Source organism: Butyrivibrio sp. AE3004 (assembly GCF_000703165.1).
Classification (GTDB): domain Bacteria; phylum Bacillota; class Clostridia; order Lachnospirales; family Lachnospiraceae; genus Butyrivibrio.
In genome coordinates this window covers 1667082-1686005 of record NZ_JNLQ01000002.1, presented here as the reverse complement: position 1 = coordinate 1686005, position 18924 = coordinate 1667082, and the positions used below count along the sequence as shown (strand labels likewise).

Genomic DNA, 18924 nt, shown 5'->3' with positions numbered 1-18924 from the left:
CATGAATGATAATATTTTCAGGAAAAAGAGTATTGATAGGATTTCTTCACCTGAAGCATTAAATGATTATCTGCACGTAACTACACCTGCCATATGGGTTATCCTTATGGTGGTTGTGGTTATGCTTGCAGTTTTTTTTATTTGGGCTTCTATAGATGACATCGATACGATCATAAAAGGTGAAGCATATGCTACAGATGGAAGAGTTACGATGATAATCAGTGATGTCTCTAAAGATGCAATAAAACCCGGGCAGAATTTATGCATCGGTGATGAGAAATCTGTTATAGATTATGTTGATAAGGATTCTTATGGCAGAGTATCTGTTGGCTGCGATATGAAAATTCCTAATGGTGTGTATGAAGGTGAAATTTTAGTTGAAAGCATAAAACCGATTCATTTTCTTTTAAGTGACTAAAAACAGGAATGCAGGTATGAATAAAAAAGTAAAAAATCCTGTAAAGAACGGAGTTGCAAAGGTTCCGGTAATAATGCAGATGGAGGCTGTTGAGTGTGGGGCTGCAAGCCTTTGTATGATCATGGCTTTTTACAGTATGTGGGTTCCGCTTGAAAGAGTCAGGGTAGACTGCGGTGTTTCAAGAGATGGGTCCAATGCAAAATATATATTAAAGGCAGCCAGAAACTATGGCTTTGATGCTAAAGGTTACAGATTTGAAATTGATGAGATAAAGCGGGATGGCATTTTTCCGTGTATAATACATTGGAATTTAGATCATTTTGTTGTTCTTAAGGGATTTAAAAACGGATATGCTTATATAAACGATCCGGCTCGCGGCGATGTCAGAATAACAATGGAGGAATTTGATACTTCATTTACAGGCATTGTTCTTCAGATAGTTCCCGGAGAGGGCTTTGTTCCTACAGGTAATAAAAAGAGCATGGCAGAATATGCTTCAAAAAGACTAAAGGGAGCAAAAACAGCAATGGCACTTGTCGCTGTTACAGGAATTATTTCCTATATGATTGGCGTGATAAATCCTGTCATGACCAGAGTCTTTATGGACAGACTTCTGACAGGGATAAACAGGACCTGGCTTGGACCGTTTATATTTCTCATGGTAATACTTGCAACTTTACAGATTATTAGTGAACTGATAACAAGAATTTACTTTTTGAAGATAAGCGGCAAAATGGCATGTGTTGGTGCAACAACATATATGTGGAAGGTATTGAAGCTTCCTATTGAATTCTTCTCTCAGAGAATGGCAGGGGATATTATTATGAGAGAAGAAGTAAATGAAACGATAGCAGCTACTTTGGTGGATACGGTTGCACCTTTATTTTTACATTCCGTAATGATGATAGTATATCTTTTCGTTATGCTAAGGTATAGCTACCCGCTTACGATAATAGGTCTTTCTGCGATATTTATCAATTTGATTGTTGCGAGATATGTATCAGAGAAAAGAGTAAATCTTACAAGAGTAAGGATGCGAGACGAGGGGAAATTACTCTCTGCAACAATTTCTGGAATTGAAATGGCCGAGACTATAAAGTCCTCAGGCGCGGAAAATGGTTTCTTTCAAAAATGGACCGGATATCAGGCATCAGTTCTTGCTCAAAATGTAAAATACAGTGTGCTTGAAAGCTATCTTGGCGTAATCCCGCCTCTTTTAACATCACTTGCTAATTATGTTGTTTTGATACTGGGTGTTTTCTTTGCTATGAGAGGTCAATTTACAGTCGGTATGATTTTGGCTTTTCAAGGATTTCTTTCGTCATTTATGGAACCAGCAAATATGCTTATAAACTCAGGCCAGGCTATTTTTGAAATGAGAACTGACATGGAACGCATAAGTGATGTGATGGATTATCCGGAAGATGATATTTTTGATGAAAAATTTGGACTTGAATCAGAAGAAGGAGAGTTTTCTAAGCTGACAGGAAATGTTGAAATCAAAAATCTTTCATTTGGCTATTGTAAATTAAAGGATCCTCTTATTGAAGATTTTTCTTTGGAAATAAAGCCCGGAGAAAGAATTGCCATTGTGGGAAAAAGCGGATGCGGTAAATCAACCATGGCAGGGCTTATATCAGGTTTGTATAAGCCCTGGAGCGGAGAAATATTATTTGATGGTAAAAGAATAAATGAAATAAGCAAAGGTGTATTTAAGGGCTCAGTATCGGTTGCCAGTCAGGATGTTGAGCTTTTTGAAGATACTGTAGAAAACAATATTAAAATGTGGGATGAATCAATCGAGGATTTTGAAATGATTCTTGCAGCTAGGGATGCCGGGATTCATGAAAAGATAATTTCCAGACCTTCCGGCTACAGATCAAAACTATTAGAGGGTGGAAAAGATATGTCCGGCGGAGAGAGGCAGCGTATTGAGATTGCCAGAGTTCTTGCCAGAGATCCTTCGATTATTATACTTGACGAGGCTACAAGTGCACTTGATGCAAAAACCGAAAATGAAGTTGTCAATGCTATAAAAAACAGAGGAATTACATGTATTGTCATAGCGCACAGACTATCTACCATAAGGGATTGTGATGATATTCTTGTTATGGACAACGGTAAGGTAGTCGAGAGAGGAACTCATGATGAGCTTATTAAGCTCGATGGCTTTTATAAAAATCTTGTAACTGTTGAATGAGGAAATATGGGCTGGTTTGAAGATCAGATAAAAGAAAGAAATAAAAGAGACCAGGAAGCTTTTGAATACTCAATGGAAAAGCTGGTAAGAGCTGTCATTGGTCAAAGGGGAAGTATAGCTGATGATGACCGTCTTTATACTTCTGAAGTTATCAGGAATATTCTGACCTTTTTTGGCTGCAAAAATACTGATATTCCGTCAAATATTGATAATCTGGAAGAAGAACTTGAGTATTCGCTTCAACCGAATGGAATAATGAGAAGAAAGGTTGAGCTAACTAAAGGCTGGAGTTTTGATGGTACAGGTCTTATGCTTGGTTTTTTTGAAGAGGATAAGTCTGCTGTTTTACTGATTCCGAGAAACACGTCAGGATATTATTACAGAGACAGAGTAACGGGCAGGAAAATAAAAGTAAAAAAGCATGATGAAAAGCTCTTTTCTAAGGAAGCTTATGTATTTTATAAGCCACTTCCGCTGCGAAAGCTTGATATGTCAGATCTGATTTCTTTTATGACACATTGTATTACTCCGGGAGATGTTGTTTCAGCCACATTTGCGTCCTTTATGGTTGTCTTTTTGGGAATGCTTATCCCTCTGTTTGTCAGAATTCTTACGGGTCCGGTTCTTGATTCCGGTAATATGAGATTTTTGCTTAGCACAGCTCTTGTAATAGGAACAACTGTTATAACTACACAGCTTATCAATACAATAAAATCACTGCTGTTGTTCAGGGTTGAAACGAAAATGTCTGCTCAGGTTGAAGCCGCTGTTATGATGCGGATTATGTCACTTCCAGCATCTTTTTTCAGGGAGTTCAGTTCTGGCGAGCTTGCTAAAAGAGAACAGAGTATAGAACAGGTTTGTTCACTTCTCATAAGTAATGTTTTTTCAACAATACTTGCCGCTATAATGTCTCTTTTTTATATTTACCAGGTATTTATCATTACACCGGTATTATTTATGCCGGCTATTACGATTGTGTTATTAGTTTTCGTTATTGTTCTTTTTGCATCGTTGTTGCAAACGCATGTTAATAAAAAACTGATGAAAGCTTCTGCGGAAGGTATGGGAATTACATATGGCCTTATCAGCGGAATTCAAAAGATAAAGCTTGCAGGTGCGGAAAAAAGAGCTTTTGCCAAGTGGACGGAGCAGTTTGCACAGAAAGCGCAATGCTTATATAATCCTCCTTTCTTTTTAAAGATAAATAATTGTCTTGTTACAGCTGTTTTGCTTTTTGGAAATGTAGTTTTGTATGATCTTGCGGCAAGAAATCATGTCAGTCAGTCAGATTTCTATGCTTTTAATGTAGCATTTGGACAGGTGATGGCAGCATTTGTTGCTCTTGCAAATATAGCATCATCGATTGCACAGATAAGGCCTGCAATGGAAATGGCAGGACCTATACTAAACGCAGAACCTGAAGTTTACTCTGAAAATGAAGTTATAGAAAGGCTATCGGGAAGCATAGAACTTAATAATGTAAGCTTTAGATATGACAATTCGATGCCATACATAATAAATAATCTTTCACTTAAAATCAAAGCAGGAGAATACGTTGCCATAGTAGGTGAAACAGGATGCGGTAAGAGTACGCTTGTAAGACTTCTTCTTGGTTTTGAAAAACCGGAGAAAGGAGCAATTTATTATGACAAAAAGGCTATTAACAGTATTGACCTTAAATCTCTTAGAAAAAAGATAGGTGTTGTTTTACAAAACAGTTCACTCATTCAGGGCGATATTTTTTCAAACATTACAATATCCGCACCATCTCTTACTCTTGAAGAAGCGTGGGAAGCAGCGGAAATAGCAGGTATGGGCGATGCTATACGAAATATGCCAATGGGAATGCATACGATAATAAGTGAAGGGCATGGCGGAATTTCCGGCGGCCAGAAGCAGAGAATAATGATTGCCAGAGCAATTGCTCCAAAGCCAAAGATACTGATTTTTGATGAAGCTACAAGTGCTTTGGATAATATTACTCAGAAAAAAGTCTCTGATGCTCTTGATGGACTTAATTGTACCAGAATTGTAATTGCTCACAGATTAAGTACCATTAAAAATTGTGACAGGATACTTCTTTTGAAAGATGGAAAAATTGCAGAAGAGGGGAGCTTTGAGGAGCTTGTAGAAAAAAAAGGATATTTTGCTGAACTTGTAAAAAGGCAGTTGGCTTAGGTTTTAAGGGGGAGTTTCATGGCAGAGTATAAGTCCTATAATGATAGGTTTAAAATAAGTGTCTTTTGGGAAATAATTATCTATTTTCTTTTGGGAACACTCATAATAGGCGCTGTATCATATATATCCATTACTAATATGTCCTCGCATACTGTTCTTGAGCAGAGAGAAAAAATGGCTACAAACATCTTTGATGACATAGATGCTTATCTTGACGAGTACGATAATATGGACCTTGTATTTGATTATTGGATAAAAAACAGCCAAATTATGGATGTTGAATACGAATCCGATGAAGCAACAAATGATAAGATTCGTACTTTTTTTGATAGAAACAGCGGATTTTCACTCTTGGATGCAACAAGAGATGATATTGAAAATTTACCGGAAGAAGACAGAAAACTACTTACAGAGATCGTTTTTAACAGAATATTGCTACGTATAAATCAGATAAAAACTTCCTATAAAGTTGATTATGTTTATATCATGGCTGCTGATGAAAATTTGAAAAAAGGAATCTTTCTTGTCAGCGGTAATGACGGGAAAATGACAAGAAGCAGTAATTTTGGAGATGCATATACTCTGGGAACAACTGTAAGCTTGTCTGACGAACAGGTAAGAACATTAACAGATTCATTAAAAAACACTTATAGTCTGGCAGGTTCTGAAGGGTATGTAGATACTTATAAGACATATATGAATATTCCGGGATATCATATTTTTTTGGGAATAGCTTATCAGACATCAGATGTTAAAGTGGAAATAAAAGAAGAAACCTCAAAAAGTACTTTCAGAGTAGTTCTTTTTCAGCTGATTTTTGCTGTTATTTCTCTTGCGCTCATTCAGAGAAATGTTTTAAGACCTCTTGAAAAAGTACAAAAGAGCATTGAATCTTATGATAAGAAAAAGGATAGCGCAGAAGTTGTTGATAAGCTATCTAATATTCATCTTGGCAATGAAATAGGTAAACTTGCAGACAGCTTTTCTAAAATGGTACTGACGGTGGATCAAGTATATCGATGAGGTTCAGAAAATAACTGCTGAAAAGGAAAGAATAAGCGTAGAGCTTAATGTTGCCACTAAGATTCAGGAGGATATGCTTCCACGCAAATTTCCGCCTTTCCCGGACAGAACGGAATTTGATATTTTTGCAACCATGAATCCCGCAAAAGAAGTGGGTGGAGATTTTTATGACTTTTTCTTTATAGATAAAGATCATCTTGCACTCGTAATTGCCGATGTTTCAGGTAAAGGAGTGCCGGCTGCCCTTTTTATGGTAATTGCCAAAACACTTATAAAGACCAGGACTTTAGCCGGAGATACTCCTTCAGAGATTCTTCATGATGTTAATAATCAGCTTTGTGAAGGGAATGAAGAAGAATTCTTTGTAACGGTATGGCTTTCTGTTATTGATGTTACAACAGGTAAAGGCATAGCAGCAAATGCAGGGCACGAGCACCCGATACTAAGACATAAAGGAGAAGATTATACTCCGGCAATTTATAAACATAATGTTCCTCTTGGAATGATGAGTGATTTGAAATTTGATGAGCATAATTTCGAACTTTTGCCCGGCGATAGTTTATTCGTTTATACTGACGGTGTAACGGAAGCTGAAAATAAAGAACATGAACTGTTTGGAATGGAAAGGACTGTTATGGCTCTTAACAAAAATAAGAGTGATAATCCTGAAGAGATAATCGGGACTGTAAAAGATGAAATCAAATCATTTGTTAATGATGCAGATCAGTTTGATGATATTACCATGATATCTTTCTTCTATAAGGGCTGATAAATAATATGTTGGACATTTGTTGGACAAGATTTATTACAATATCTTCATAGAATGTTTTTTACATTCTTTATGAGGGGGTTTTAATGAATAGTGTATTTGGAAAAATATTTCATTTATTTGATAACTGCAAATCTGCAGATTTGCCTCGGGTAAATTCGCTTCTTTATCCTGATGATGATAGCGAGGAAATTATTTCCAATGATATTGGTGAAAAAATAGAAATTGTTGAAAATAATATTGCACTTCTCAGCAGGCAGGTAATGAAGAATTCATATGTAAAAGCAATCGAAAACAGTATCAGAGATATTGAAGAAGATGTGGATTTTATTGATAATTCCCATGAGTTTGCAGTTAAGACCGATGAATTAAAAAGAAGACTTCTTATTGGTAAGGAAAATCAAAATAAGCTAAGAAAAAGAGTTATGAGTACTGGGGAGTAAATTTGTACCAAACGGGGAACTATTGTTATGACTATTGAAATACAGAGTCTTTTGGCTTTAAATGCTACATTGATACTGCAGATTTTGGGGTTATCTGCAGTTGTATTGGCAGATAAATATATCAGAAAAAAGGACAGAATGATATTGCTTGAGAATATCATTCTGATTTTTTCTGTTATTATAGTAACTCAGATTGAGAGTTTCTCTCAGCATGATAAATCATTATATTTTTTACGGCTTGTAACAAGTATTTTCTGTTATGTTATAAGGCCTGTTATAATTGTCCTGTTTATACGTCTTCTAAGCGACAATAAGAGGCCCTGGATACTTGTGGTCTTGAATACGATTATCTACTTTTCTGCATTTTTTTCCGGAATTGCTTTCAAAATTACAAAAGATAATCTTTTTATAAGAGGCCCCTTGGGTTATTCATGTCACATTATTTGTGGTATATTACTGATATGGCATATTTATTTGACTTTAAAAAAATATAGAAGCGAGAAAAGAAGACTAAATTATATTCCTATAACAGTAACGCTGATTATTATTTTAGGGGCTATTGCTGACAGTGTATCAAATTTTGATGCACGTATATCTTTTTTAACTGTTTCCGTGGTAACAGGTTCGCTATTTTATTACATATGGCTGCACCTGAGATTTGTTAGAGAACATGAAAAAGCTATTGAAAATGAGAGACGCATAGAAATAATGATGTCACAGATTCAGCCTCATTTCATGTTTAATACACTTTCTACAATTCAGGCACTGTGCCTTACGGATCCTAAAAAAGCATTTTCAACGGCAGAAAAATTTGGAACCTATTTAAGAAACAATATCGGCTCACTCGATAAAAATGAACTTGTACCTTTTGATAAGGAATTTGAACATACCAGAGTATATATCGAGATAGAGACCATAAGATTTCCGAATATCAAGGTTGATTATGATATTGAGGAGGAAGATTTTGAGCTTCCCGCACTTACTCTGCAGCCTATTGTTGAAAATGCAATAAGGCATGGAGTGAGGATCAGAAAGAACGGTAGTATCTGGATAACGGTTAAAAGAGAGAATAATTTCAACTTGATCTGTGTGCAGGATAATGGAAAAGGATTTGACCTGGAAGCTTATGAAAAAAGTGACGAGATGCACTATGGACTTAAGACCATTCGTGACAGAGTTGAAAATCTATGTAATGGTGAGCTGATTATTGAGAGTGAAATAGACAAGGGAACAACTGTTACGATTAAAGTGCCGGTAAGGGGAGAGTATAAGTGAAAGCAATATGTGTTGATGATGAAAATCTTATTTTGGATTTGACGGTATCACTTTTAGAGGATTTTGGTTTATTTGAAGATGTAAAAGGGTTCACATCCGGACAGGAAGCCACTGAATATATTGAAAAAGAAAATGTGGGGGTGGCACTTCTTGATATCGATATGCCTGAGATGGACGGAATGACTCTGGCAGGTATTATTAAGGATAAAAGCCCGAATACTTCAATCATCTTTTTGACGGGTTATTCTGAATATGCCGTGGAAGCTTTTTCTATTCATGCTGATGGATATCTTCTTAAGCCTATTGCGAAGGATAAACTATATCAGGAAATTCGTTATGTGCTTGATAACAAGGATGAGAGTTCGGAATATCTTGTAACAGCTAAAACCTTTGGTAATTTCGATCTTTTCGTAAAAGGTGAAAGCGTAGTGTTTAAGCGATCAAAGTCAAAGGAACTTCTTGCTTATCTCATTGATAACAGAGGTGGTACTGTGACAAGAGCTGAAGCCTTTGCAGCGCTCTGGGAAGATGGAATGTATGACAGAGCTATGCAAAAGCAGATGGATGTTATAGTCAGAAGCCTTAAGGATACACTTAAGGATTATGGTATCAGCGAGATTTTAGAGGTGAAGAGCGGAGCAATGCGTATTTGCCCTGAGCTTATAGATTGTGATATGTATCATTATCTTGACGGTGATGAAGACGCAGTCAAATCATTTCGTGGTGTTTATATGAATTCGTATTATTGGGCAAGCCTTACAGAAGCTTCATTGCTTGATGATGATTTTTGATCACACTGTGGTTGAAAAAAAACTTTTAAAAGAGTAATAATGTTTTTATGAATGAGTCAGACTTAACTTTTTTAATGAATATTTCAGGGATTTCAGTTGCTGATGGCTTGAATTTTTGCGGTAGCAAGAAAGCTTTTCTGAAATTTCTCAATACGTTTTACAACAGTATTGAAAATAAAGCAGCAGAGATTGAAGATGCTTATAATGATGGGAACCTTGGTTTTTACACGACCAAGGTTCACTCTTTGAAAAGTACTGCAAGAATAATAGGTGCTTTTGAACTGTCAGAAATGGCGCTTATGTTGGAAGAGGCCGGAAGATCCGGAGATGTAAAATGTATTGAGGACAATACCGCAAGGCTGCTTGAGTTGTATAAGAGTTATAGGGACAGACTTTCCGTACTTGATAAGATAAACGAAGATGATGACTGCGCCCAAAAAGAGATATCACCTGAATATCTTGAAGATGCGTATAACGCACTTAAGGAAATAATTCCTTCAATGGATTATGATGCAGCAGAGATGGTACTTGATGAGCTTAAGGCCTATAAATTACCTGCAGATGATAAAGAAAAGATTAAACGGCTTAGCATGCTTTTAAAAAAACTTAAATGGGATGAAATGGAAAATATCCTGAAGAATCATTAATTATTTTGAGTCCGCTTTATCAACACGGTCTGTGTAGATTCCGCTTATACCCTTTTGAAGGTAATTTTCCATTTCTTTATCATCATTGATGGTATGGATGAAGAGAGGTAACCCGGTCTCTTTCATTGTTTTCATAAATTCCTCATCATTAGTCAGACTATCATGAAAAGTAAATCCCAGGATTGGCATTTTACCGGCACTTAAGAGTGCTTTTTTTGTTCGCTCAAAATCTTCGGTTTCATATAGGGTATATATGATGTAGGGAAAACCAACTTTTCTTACTTTTTCGAATTCTTTGGCGTGGTAAATCTGAACCACAAATCTTTCCTTAAGGTCAGGATAATCAGCGGCTATTTTTTTATAAGTATCAATATCGGTTTCTTTTGTATCTGTTACAAGTATAAGATCTTCATGCTGCCGCATGAACTTTGCAATATCGTCAAAGGTAAGGACAGAAAATTTATCCTGAACCTTACATTTCAGAAAATCAGAGTAGTTTGGGGCTTCGCCAGGAGTCAGCTGCTTTCCTTCAAGATAAAGATCTCCCCATGCATGACCGCAAACAAGTACATGGTCGCTTGTGTAATGAAAATCCGCTTCAATAATTCTGTTTCCTTTGGCGTAGCTGTTTTCAAGTGCTTCTCTGGAATTCGTATAATCGTATTCATTTCCTTCTGAATCGGATATTATCCCGCAGGCATGAATGATATACTTTGTCTCTGAAAAAAAATCCCGCATAGCTTCAATTTTGCTAAGATCATTGGAATTAGTACAGCCTATAAGAAAAATAAATAAAGAAATCATTATGAGGTAAAAATATTTTTGTGCTTTCATTATGAGGTTTATCCTTTGGTTTTGCTATTTAAACTTCTTATGTGCTAAAATAACTTGGTTTGAAACAAAAATAATTATAACATTTATGGAGTAGGCGTGAAAAAGAGAAATATAATAAAAAACATAATTGCTACCATTATTGTAGGAGTGGCTTTTCTGCTTTTCTTTACGGCATGGTGGTTCTTCCATACATGGAATACCATGACAGTTAACGAACTTGTATTTAATGTAAAAATGTCGCTATCCGGAGCTTCACATGCAATGATCAAACTTTTTGTTATGAAAGCATTTCTACCTGCATGTATTGCATCAGCGCTCATTTTTGCATTCCTTATCTTTGTTAAGAAAGAGGATTTAGGAGGAAAAAGAAATCTTATAGTGGCAATTACAGGAGCTGCAGCCTTTTTTGCAGCTGTTATATATACCTGGATTCAGCTGGATATGACGTCATATATTGATCAGCAGATACATGCTTCAACTTTTATTAAAGATAACTATGTAGATCCCGGCAGCGTAAAAATCGAATTTCCAGAAAAGAAGAGAAATCTGATCTATATTTATCTTGAATCTATGGAAGTTACAGATGCTGACAAAACGCATGGTGGCGGATTTGAAGAGAGCAGAATACCGGAGCTTACCAATTTGGCTCTTGAAAACGAATTTTTTGGAGACGGCACCGGCAAATTAAATGGCGGATTTTCAATGCCGGGAACCGATTGGACCATGGGCGCGATTTTTGCACAGTCCACGGGTCTTCCGCTTCAAATCAGTATAGAAGCAAACAGTATGTCTGAACAGGAAACATTTTTTCCTACTGTAAAAGGACTTGGAGATATTCTTAAGGATGAAGGTTATCATCAGGAATACCTTTGCGGATCCAATGCTACATTTGGAGGTCGTGAACTTTTCTTTAAGGTACATGGAGACTTTGACATAATTGATTATCCTTATGCCAAGGAGCAACAATGGATTCCACAGGACTATGGTGTCTGGTGGGGCTTTGAAGATGAAAAGCTTTTTGAATATGCAAAGAACAGACTTACTGCGCTATCAAAGAACGATGAACCGTTCAATATGACGCTTCTTACCGTTGATACACATTTTGAGGATGGTTATGTATGCAGACTCTGTGAAGATAAATTTTCTGATCAGTATTCAAATGTGTTTGCGTGCTCAAGCCGTCAGACTGCTGATTTTGTAAAATGGGTACAGGAACAGGACTTTTATGACAATACGACGATAGTTCTTGTGGGAGATCATCCCACTATGGATGCCGATTATTGCGATGAGGTACCAAGTGATTATGTAAGAACTGTATATACGTGCTTCATAAATGCGGATGCTTCCGTAAAAAACAAAGTTAAGAGAAGTTATACAACTCTTGATATGTTTCCGACTACAATTGCTTCACTTGGTGCTGAGATTGAAGGAAACAGACTGGCACTTGGAGCGAATTTGTTTTCAGAGGAAGAAACTCTTCTTGAAAAATATGGGATGGAATACGAAAAAAGTGAACTCGACAGAAAGTCTCACTTTATGAATGAGCTTGCCGGAATTAGTGAAGAATCAATTGCAAGCCAGAATTACAGTGATCCTACCTGTGATGTGGACATATCATATGACGATAACGGTAATGTGAATATAACGGTCAGCAATATTGAAAATAATATTGAACAGATTGAAAATGTTGAATTGGAAGTTGAGCCTGAAGGCGATTATGACAGACTTATCAGTATGGAAATGACAAAAAATACTGATGGAAGTTATGTGAGCATTTTACCTGCAGAAACTATAGATGAGAGTGATACGGACTTTAGAATATATATGAACGGTTCGCTCGGTTCACGAATATCTTTATTTTCACAGCACGGGGATATGAATCTTAAGCAGACCGATATAGGCGAGTATTTAAAAGCCTTGAAGAGCTATGCTGAATCAAGTGATTATACTGTTTTCATAACGACAAGAAAGAGCGGAGCCATGAGACTTACAGGTGACGATATAACACTCCTGCATGATCTCGGAATAGAGGATGATATCAATAAGGGTGAGGATATAACCATTACTGCAGCTATTAATTCCGATACTAAGGATGTTATTGTGTCTAAGAAAAATGCTGAAATTGAAGGTAAAGTATCCGATAATCTCTCTTATCATCTAAAAGGAAGCTGGGATAGCTTTGATGACAGGGACTTTCTTATGGAAATTAACGGAAACAACATTATGATGGAACGAAAAGGTCTTCATTTTGCTGTCGTTAAAAATTCAAACGGAAGAGTTGTGGATTATGTGAATTTCGATCTGCTTGATAAGGAATGCAGAAGATACTGATTACAAAAGCTATATGAAAAGCAAATGAGGTTTAGAAATGGCATTTGATGGCATTACAGTTGCAAATATTGTTAGAGACTTAAAAAGTGAATTACTTGGTGGCAGAATATATAAGATAGCACAGACTGAAAAAGATGAGCTACTTATCACAGTCAGAAGAGCTGTTGAAAACGGCGGGGGACAGAGAAGACTTTTTATGTCCTCGGATGCGTCATTGCCTTTGGTATATATGACTGATGAGAACAAGCAAAGTCCTATGACAGCGCCAAATTTTTGTATGCTGCTAAGAAAACATATACAAAATGGCAAGATCATAGCAGTGGAACAGCCGGGGCTTGAAAGAATTATCAGGATTGATGTTGAACATCTGGATGAAATGGGGGATCTTCGTCATAAAACGCTGCTCATTGAGTTAATGGGAAAATACAGCAATATTATTTTTGTTGATGAGGATAATAAAATTATAGATTCTATAAAGCATATACCTTCATCTGTAAGCTCAGTCAGAGAGGTGCTTCCCGGAAGAGACTATTTTGTCCCCAAAACTCAGGATAAGCTTGATCCGCTTTTGACAACAAAGGATGACTTTATGAGTATCATTCCTTCTAAAGGTCAGGCCATATTTAAGGCTCTTTACGGAACCTTTACAGGACTTTCACCCGTAATATCTCATGAAATATGCTATAGGGCGGGAGTGGATTCAGATAAATCTGCCATAGCACTGGAAAATTCTGAGCTTAATGATTTATGGACATCATTTGATCAAATGATGAATATTGTTAAAGAGAAGAAGTTTACGCCGGAACTTATTTATATAAATGGAAAGCCTAAGGAGTATGCAGCTGTTTCTCTTTCAATGTATCATGGTGGTGATTCCGAATATAAGGAATATGATGAGATATCATCACTACTTCTGGACTTTTATGCAGAAAAAAATACTGTAACCAGGATAAGACAAAAATCCTCAGATTTAAGAAAACTGGTAGCTACGGCGCTTGAGAGAAATATCAGGACACTGGATCTTCAGAATAATCAGCTTAAGGATACTGAAAAGAAAGATAAATATCGCATTTACGGAGAACTCCTTACTGTTTATGGGTACAGTGCGGAACCTGAGGCAAAATCCATAACAGTTAATGATTATAATTCAGGAAATGATGTAACCATCCCTCTTGATCCTACACTTTCTATTTCTCAAAATGCCAAAAAGTATTTCGACAGATATACAAAATTGAAAAGGACTGCAGAAGCGCTTGAAACTCAGATGAAGGAAGTGTCTCAGACTGTTTCACATCTTGAGTCTATAGCTGCGTCTTTAGATATTGCAAGGCAGGAGGATGATCTTACTGACATAAGGCGTGAGCTTATAGAAGGAGGATACATTAAGGGAAGCGCGGCTGAAAGACTAAACGGAAAAGGAAAGAACGGAAAAAATCCCGGATCCGTAAAGTCGAAGAGTAAACCTTTTCACTATGTAAGCAGCGATGGTTTTAATATTTATGTTGGTAAGAACAACTATCAGAATGATGAATTAACTTTCAAGATGGCTAATGGTGGGGACTGGTGGTTTCATGCAAAAGGAATTCCCGGTTCACATGTAGTGCTTATTACTGAAGGTAAAGAAGTTCCTGACAGAGCCTTTGAAGAGGCAGCTTCCCTCGCTGCTTATTATTCAAAAGGAAAAGAACAGCAGAAGGTTGAAATAGATTATCTTAAACGAAAAGATGTTAAAAAACCAAGTGGTGCAAAGCCGGGCTTTGTTGTGTACTACACAAATTATTCAATGGTTATAGGAACTGACATTTCATCATTAAAAGAAATTGAGTGATTATAAGGCTCTTTTTAACTGGTGAAAAATAAAATTACTATTAAAAAAGTACGAAATATCGATTGTTTACTGATTGATTGCCGATTTTTATTGTATAATTAATTCTGTTGGTTTTTCTTTCAATTTGGAGGGGATATGAAAGTAAAAAACAGTAATAATTTGATTAAAATCGCAATCATCAGCGGAATAATCGTTGCATTTATATTGGTTTTCGGGACTATATTTAACGGACGAAGTGCAAGCTCGGATACAGAAGCAGCTGTAAGAAATGTCAGTCTGCTCTATCTTGATGAACTTGCGGCAAGAAGAGAACAGGTTGTAACTGCAACACTAAATACATATATAAGTAATCTAAAGGTTGCTACCGGTCTGATCGGGAAAAGTGACCTTGAAAGTGTTGAGGCCCTTCAGGATTATCAGATAAGAATGAAACAGCTTTACAATCTGGAAAAATTTGCATTTGTTGATGAAAACGGTCTTATATACACATCAAAGGGAACAAGAACAGATATAGACCAATATGATTTCGATTATCAGACTCTTTCCGGGCCTGAGATTTCAATAAAAACGTCAAAAAAAGAAGATATGAAGCTAATAGTGGCCATACCGGTCGACAGGCTTCCATTTGAAAATCATACTTTGCTTGCATGCTTCATGGAAATGGACATGAGTATATTTCTGGAAGGGTTGTCGCTTGGAGGATCAAATAACAGTACCACCTTCTGCAATATATATACGACAGACGGAACGTCTCTTACCAATATTGTTTTAGGAGGGCTTGCAAGTGAGAGCAATCTTATCCATGCACTTAAGAATGCAGAATTTGAAAAAGGATACAGTGTTGAAAAAATAAGTAATGATTTTACTGACAGAAACAGAGGCGTTGTATCTTTTACCTATAATGGTATAAAGGAGACACTTACATATATTCCTGTTCACAAAACTGATTGGATACTGACATATCTTATACGAGAAAGTGTTATAAGTGAGCAGATAAAAACCATTTCAAATGGTATAGTTTTTCGCAGTCTTTTTATGTCAGGCTTGATTGCTATTGTATTAACGACTGTATTTATTATTTTTGTTATTCAGATCAGAAAGAACGACAAACTGATGCTTGAAAAAGAAACCTCTGAAGTTCTTCAACAGGAATTGGAAGAACGTATAAGTCTTCAGGATGAACTGCTCGAACAGGAGGAGAAGCGTAAACAGCAGGATAAGATGATTACGGCTCTGGCTTCGGACTATAGGAGTGTGTACTATATCGATCTTGATAAGGACGACGGGGTTTGCTATAGAAGTGACTCTAATTATTATAATGATGTTAAGGAAGGAGAACACTTTAAATACTCAACAGCCTTTAAGGAATATGCTTCAAATTATGTCGGTAAGGATTATCTTGAAGGTTTTCTGGATTTTATAAAACCTGAAAACATAAAGAAGAATCTGGAGGATGAAGCGATTATAGCCTACAGATATCTTGTAATAAAAGATGGTAAAGAAAGCTATGAAATGCTTCGTATGGCAGGTGTAACGCAATCGGATGAAAATGATGAAGGTGACATACATGCTGTCGGTGTAGGATTTACTGATATTGATCTCGAAATGCGTGATAACATGTCAAAGAACCAGGCACTTAGTGATGCATTAAAGGCTGCTGAAGAAGCAAGTAAAGCTAAGACAGTATTTTTATCAAATATGAGCCATGAGATAAGAACTCCGATGAATGCGATAATCGGACTGGATACTCTTGCTCTTCACGAACCGAATCTTACCGAGCAGGCAAAGGATTATCTTGAAAAAATCGGTTCTTCAGCTCAGCATCTGCTCAGTCTTATAAATGATATTCTCGACATGTCAAGGATAGAAAGCGGCCGAATGGTGATCAAGAATGAAGAGTTTTCTTTTTCACAACTTATTGAACAGATCAATATTATTTTCAGCAGTCAGTGTCAGGATAAGGGACTTGATTATAATTGCAATATAAAGGGAGAGCTTAGTGATTATTATATAGGTGATAGCATCAAGCTAAGACAGGTCCTTGTAAATATTCTCGGCAATGCGGTTAAATTCACAAATACAGGTGGCAAAGTTGATTTTTCTATTGAGAAAATAGCCGGGGTTGATGGAAAGTCCTCGATACAATTTAAAATAAGTGATACAGGCATTGGTATGAGCCAGGAGTTTTTACCTAAACTTTTCGATACCTTTAGTCAGGAAAACAGCGGCACATCAAATCAATATGGAAGCTCCGGTCTGGGAATGGCTATATCAAAGAGCATTATCGAAATGATGAATGGTAAGATAAGTGTTGAAAGTAAGAAAGGAGTAGGAACAACTTTTACTGTTACGGTTACTGTTATTGATTCTGACAGGGAAAATGATACTTACGACAATGAAATCGAAATTCGTCCACAGGACATGAATGTTCTTATAATAGATGATGATCAGGTCGCTTTGGATCATGCACGACTTATTCTTGGGCAGGCGGGAATCAATACGGAGATTGCTCTTTCAGGTAAAGCAGCCATTGAAATGATTAAACTTCACCATGCCAGAAGAGAACCGTATAATCTGATAATTGTGGATTGGAAGATGCCTGAAATGGATGGCATAGAGACAACAAGGCAAATACGGGAAATTATTGGAGACGAATCTGCTATTATAATCCTTACAGCATATAATTGGGATGAGGTATTAAATGAAGCACTTGAAGCAGGCGTTGACAGTTTTATAGCAAAGCCTTTGCTTGCGGGACATTTGATTGAAGAAATCAGGAATGCATTTAAGAGAAAGAACGTCTTAAAGGTAAAAGAAGTAAAAAAAGCAGATCTTGAAGGTAAAAGAATTCTGATAGCAGAAGATATGGCCGTAAATTCTCAAATTCTTATGAAGGTTCTTGCTTTAAGAAAAATTGAATCTGAGCTGGCAGTAAACGGAAAAATTGCTCTTGATATGTTTAAAGAAAGTAAGGAGGGCTACTATGATGCAATTTTGATGGATATGAGAATGCCTGAAATGGATGGACTAACAGCAACAATGAATATAAGAAAAATTGAAAGAGCGGATGCTAAAACAATACCGATAGTTGCGCTTACCGCAAATGCTTTTGATGAAGATGTTCAAAAGAGTCTTCAGGCCGGTTTGAATGCACATTTAAGTAAACCGGTTCAGCCGGAAGTTCTTTTTGAGACATTGGAAAATCTGATACAGGAATAACTTTTTTGTGATAGAATAAACTATATGGTTATTTATAATAATAAACGCTGCATTTTGCAGCTAGAATGTGAGGAATTATGGTCTGCAGTATGACGGGTTATGGCAGATGTGAAACTGCCGATGAGAAACATAAGTTTACGGTTGAAATGAAATCCGTTAATAACCGCTATCTTGATATAAATATCAAGATGCCAAAAAAGTTCAATGCTCTTGAATCCAAAATAAGAAATGAACTTAAGAATTACGTAAAAAGAGGAAAAGTCGATGTTTTTATAACATATGAAGATTTTTCCGAGACTGATACGAGGGTTAGATACAATAAAGAGATAGCTGCCGAGTATCTTTCTTATTTAAAACAGATGTCTGCAGATTTTGGAATTGATAATGATATCCGTGTTTCTGCTCTTTCAAAATATCCGGATGTATTCAGTATGGAAGATGCAGAACTGGATGAGGATGAGATGTGGGGCACTCTGAAAAAGGCAATAGACAAAGCGGGTGAGGAATTTGCTGCTGCCAGACAGAAAGAAGGAGAATTCCTGCATAAGGACCTGGATGAAAAGCTTGCCGGAATGCTTGAAAGTGTAGACTTTATCGCTGAAAGATCGCCGGTTATTATCGAAGAATACAGAAACAGACTTCGTGATAAGGTAAAAGAGCTTCTCGAGGATAAATCTGTTGATGAAAACAGACTTATTATGGAGGTTACTCTTTATGCTGATAAAGTTTGTGTAGATGAAGAGCTTGTAAGACTGAGAAGTCATATTAAAGCTATGAGGGATGCTCTAAATAAGGGCGATGATAAGGAAGGAATTGGTAGAAAACTTGACTTCCTTGCACAGGAGATGAACAGAGAATCTAATACTATCTTGTCAAAATCTACGGATCTTGAGATATCGGATAAGGGTATAAGTCTGAAGACCGATGTTGAGAAGGTTCGTGAGCAGATTCAAAATATAGAGTAA

Annotated in this window: 14 protein-coding genes; 13 read left to right on the top strand and 1 reads right to left on the bottom strand. The window is 36.6% G+C overall.

What is annotated here, in order from left to right:
- Position 1: 1 nt before the first annotated feature.
- The 9 genes from BV60_RS0110395 (at position 2) to BV60_RS0110360 (ending at position 9747) form a co-directional block, all read left to right on the top strand.
- Entirely contained in the window at positions 2-418 is a 417-nt protein-coding gene (locus BV60_RS0110395; protein ID WP_029321547.1) for a hypothetical protein, read from the top strand.
- 16 nt (positions 419-434) lie between these two features.
- Entirely contained in the window at positions 435-2618 is a 2184-nt protein-coding gene (locus BV60_RS0110390; protein WP_051656655.1) for an NHLP family bacteriocin export ABC transporter peptidase/permease/ATPase subunit, read from the top strand.
- Between the two features lie 6 nt (positions 2619-2624).
- Positions 2625-4799 carry an ATP-binding cassette domain-containing protein gene (locus tag BV60_RS0110385; protein ID WP_029321543.1) on the top strand — a complete coding sequence of 725 codons (2175 nt, stop codon included), beginning with the start codon at positions 2625-2627 and terminating at the stop codon, positions 4797-4799.
- 18 nt (positions 4800-4817) lie between these two features.
- Positions 4818-5822 carry a HAMP domain-containing protein gene (locus BV60_RS21065; protein WP_035777218.1) on the top strand — a complete coding sequence of 335 codons (1005 nt, stop codon included), beginning with the start codon at positions 4818-4820 and terminating at the stop codon, positions 5820-5822.
- Between the two features lie 73 nt (positions 5823-5895).
- Positions 5896-6591: a PP2C family protein-serine/threonine phosphatase gene (locus tag BV60_RS21060; RefSeq protein WP_051656654.1), complete on the top strand. Its 696-nt coding sequence runs from the start codon at positions 5896-5898 to the stop codon at positions 6589-6591.
- Positions 6592-6677: 86 nt separating this feature from the next.
- Complete coding sequence (locus BV60_RS0110375; protein ID WP_029321541.1) at positions 6678-7034, top strand: hypothetical protein; 357 nt, start codon at positions 6678-6680, stop codon at positions 7032-7034.
- A gap of 27 nt (positions 7035-7061) precedes the next feature.
- Positions 7062-8309, top strand: a complete 1248-nt coding sequence (locus BV60_RS21950) for a sensor histidine kinase (RefSeq protein WP_051656653.1) — start codon at positions 7062-7064, stop codon at positions 8307-8309.
- The gene (locus BV60_RS0110365; RefSeq protein ID WP_029321538.1) at positions 8306-9100 is read left to right on the top strand and encodes a response regulator; all 795 of its coding nucleotides are present in this window, start codon (positions 8306-8308) and stop codon (positions 9098-9100) included. Before BV60_RS21950 ends, BV60_RS0110365 begins: the two co-directional genes overlap by 4 nt.
- A 74-nt stretch (positions 9101-9174) precedes the next feature.
- On the top strand, positions 9175-9747 hold the full coding sequence (locus BV60_RS0110360; RefSeq protein WP_197029549.1) for an Hpt domain-containing protein: 573 nt from the start codon (positions 9175-9177) through the stop codon (positions 9745-9747).
- On the opposite strand, the gene BV60_RS0110355 is transcribed toward BV60_RS0110360, so the two are convergent.
- Positions 9748-10581 carry a glycerophosphodiester phosphodiesterase family protein gene (locus tag BV60_RS0110355; protein ID WP_029321534.1) on the bottom strand — a complete coding sequence of 278 codons (834 nt, stop codon included), beginning with the start codon at positions 10579-10581 and terminating at the stop codon, positions 9748-9750. It lies immediately after the preceding gene.
- A gap of 96 nt (positions 10582-10677) precedes the next feature.
- Between BV60_RS0110355 and BV60_RS0110350 the strand changes: the two genes are divergently transcribed.
- The 4 genes from BV60_RS0110350 to BV60_RS0110335 all read left to right on the top strand — a co-directional run bounded on the left by BV60_RS0110350 (position 10678) and on the right by BV60_RS0110335 (position 18924).
- On the top strand, positions 10678-12912 hold the full coding sequence (locus BV60_RS0110350; RefSeq protein WP_051656652.1) for an LTA synthase family protein: 2235 nt from the start codon (positions 10678-10680) through the stop codon (positions 12910-12912).
- A gap of 37 nt (positions 12913-12949) precedes the next feature.
- Positions 12950-14740 carry an Rqc2 family fibronectin-binding protein gene (locus tag BV60_RS0110345; RefSeq protein ID WP_029321531.1) on the top strand — a complete coding sequence of 597 codons (1791 nt, stop codon included), beginning with the start codon at positions 12950-12952 and terminating at the stop codon, positions 14738-14740.
- 135 nt (positions 14741-14875) lie between these two features.
- Positions 14876-17959: a hybrid sensor histidine kinase/response regulator gene (locus BV60_RS0110340; protein WP_051656651.1), complete on the top strand. Its 3084-nt coding sequence runs from the start codon at positions 14876-14878 to the stop codon at positions 17957-17959.
- A gap of 77 nt (positions 17960-18036) precedes the next feature.
- A complete protein-coding gene (locus BV60_RS0110335) occupies positions 18037-18924 on the top strand; it encodes a YicC/YloC family endoribonuclease (RefSeq protein WP_029321527.1) in 888 nt (295 codons plus the stop codon).

What these genes read in the sequence shown, in the direction of transcription:
- BV60_RS21060 (WP_051656654.1), top strand. Translation starts at nt 5,896, where the DNA reads ATGCTTCCACGCAAATTTCCGCCTTTCCCGGACAGAACGGAATTTGAT.
- BV60_RS0110345 (WP_029321531.1), top strand. Translation starts at nt 12,950, where the DNA reads ATGGCATTTGATGGCATTACAGTTGCAAATATTGTTAGAGACTTAAAA.
- BV60_RS0110375 (WP_029321541.1), top strand. Translation starts at nt 6,678, where the DNA reads ATGAATAGTGTATTTGGAAAAATATTTCATTTATTTGATAACTGCAAA.
- BV60_RS21065 (WP_035777218.1), top strand. Translation starts at nt 4,818, where the DNA reads ATGGCAGAGTATAAGTCCTATAATGATAGGTTTAAAATAAGTGTCTTT.
- BV60_RS0110385 (WP_029321543.1), top strand. Translation starts at nt 2,625, where the DNA reads ATGGGCTGGTTTGAAGATCAGATAAAAGAAAGAAATAAAAGAGACCAG.
- BV60_RS0110390 (WP_051656655.1), top strand. Translation starts at nt 435, where the DNA reads ATGAATAAAAAAGTAAAAAATCCTGTAAAGAACGGAGTTGCAAAGGTT.
- BV60_RS0110335 (WP_029321527.1), top strand. Translation starts at nt 18,037, where the DNA reads ATGGTCTGCAGTATGACGGGTTATGGCAGATGTGAAACTGCCGATGAG.
- BV60_RS21950 (WP_051656653.1), top strand. Translation starts at nt 7,062, where the DNA reads ATGACTATTGAAATACAGAGTCTTTTGGCTTTAAATGCTACATTGATA.
- BV60_RS0110355 (WP_029321534.1), bottom strand. Translation starts at nt 10,581, where the DNA reads ATGAAAGCACAAAAATATTTTTACCTCATAATGATTTCTTTATTTATT.
- BV60_RS0110360 (WP_197029549.1), top strand. Translation starts at nt 9,175, where the DNA reads ATGAATATTTCAGGGATTTCAGTTGCTGATGGCTTGAATTTTTGCGGT.
- BV60_RS0110340 (WP_051656651.1), top strand. Translation starts at nt 14,876, where the DNA reads ATGAAAGTAAAAAACAGTAATAATTTGATTAAAATCGCAATCATCAGC.
- BV60_RS0110395 (WP_029321547.1), top strand. Translation starts at nt 2, where the DNA reads ATGAATGATAATATTTTCAGGAAAAAGAGTATTGATAGGATTTCTTCA.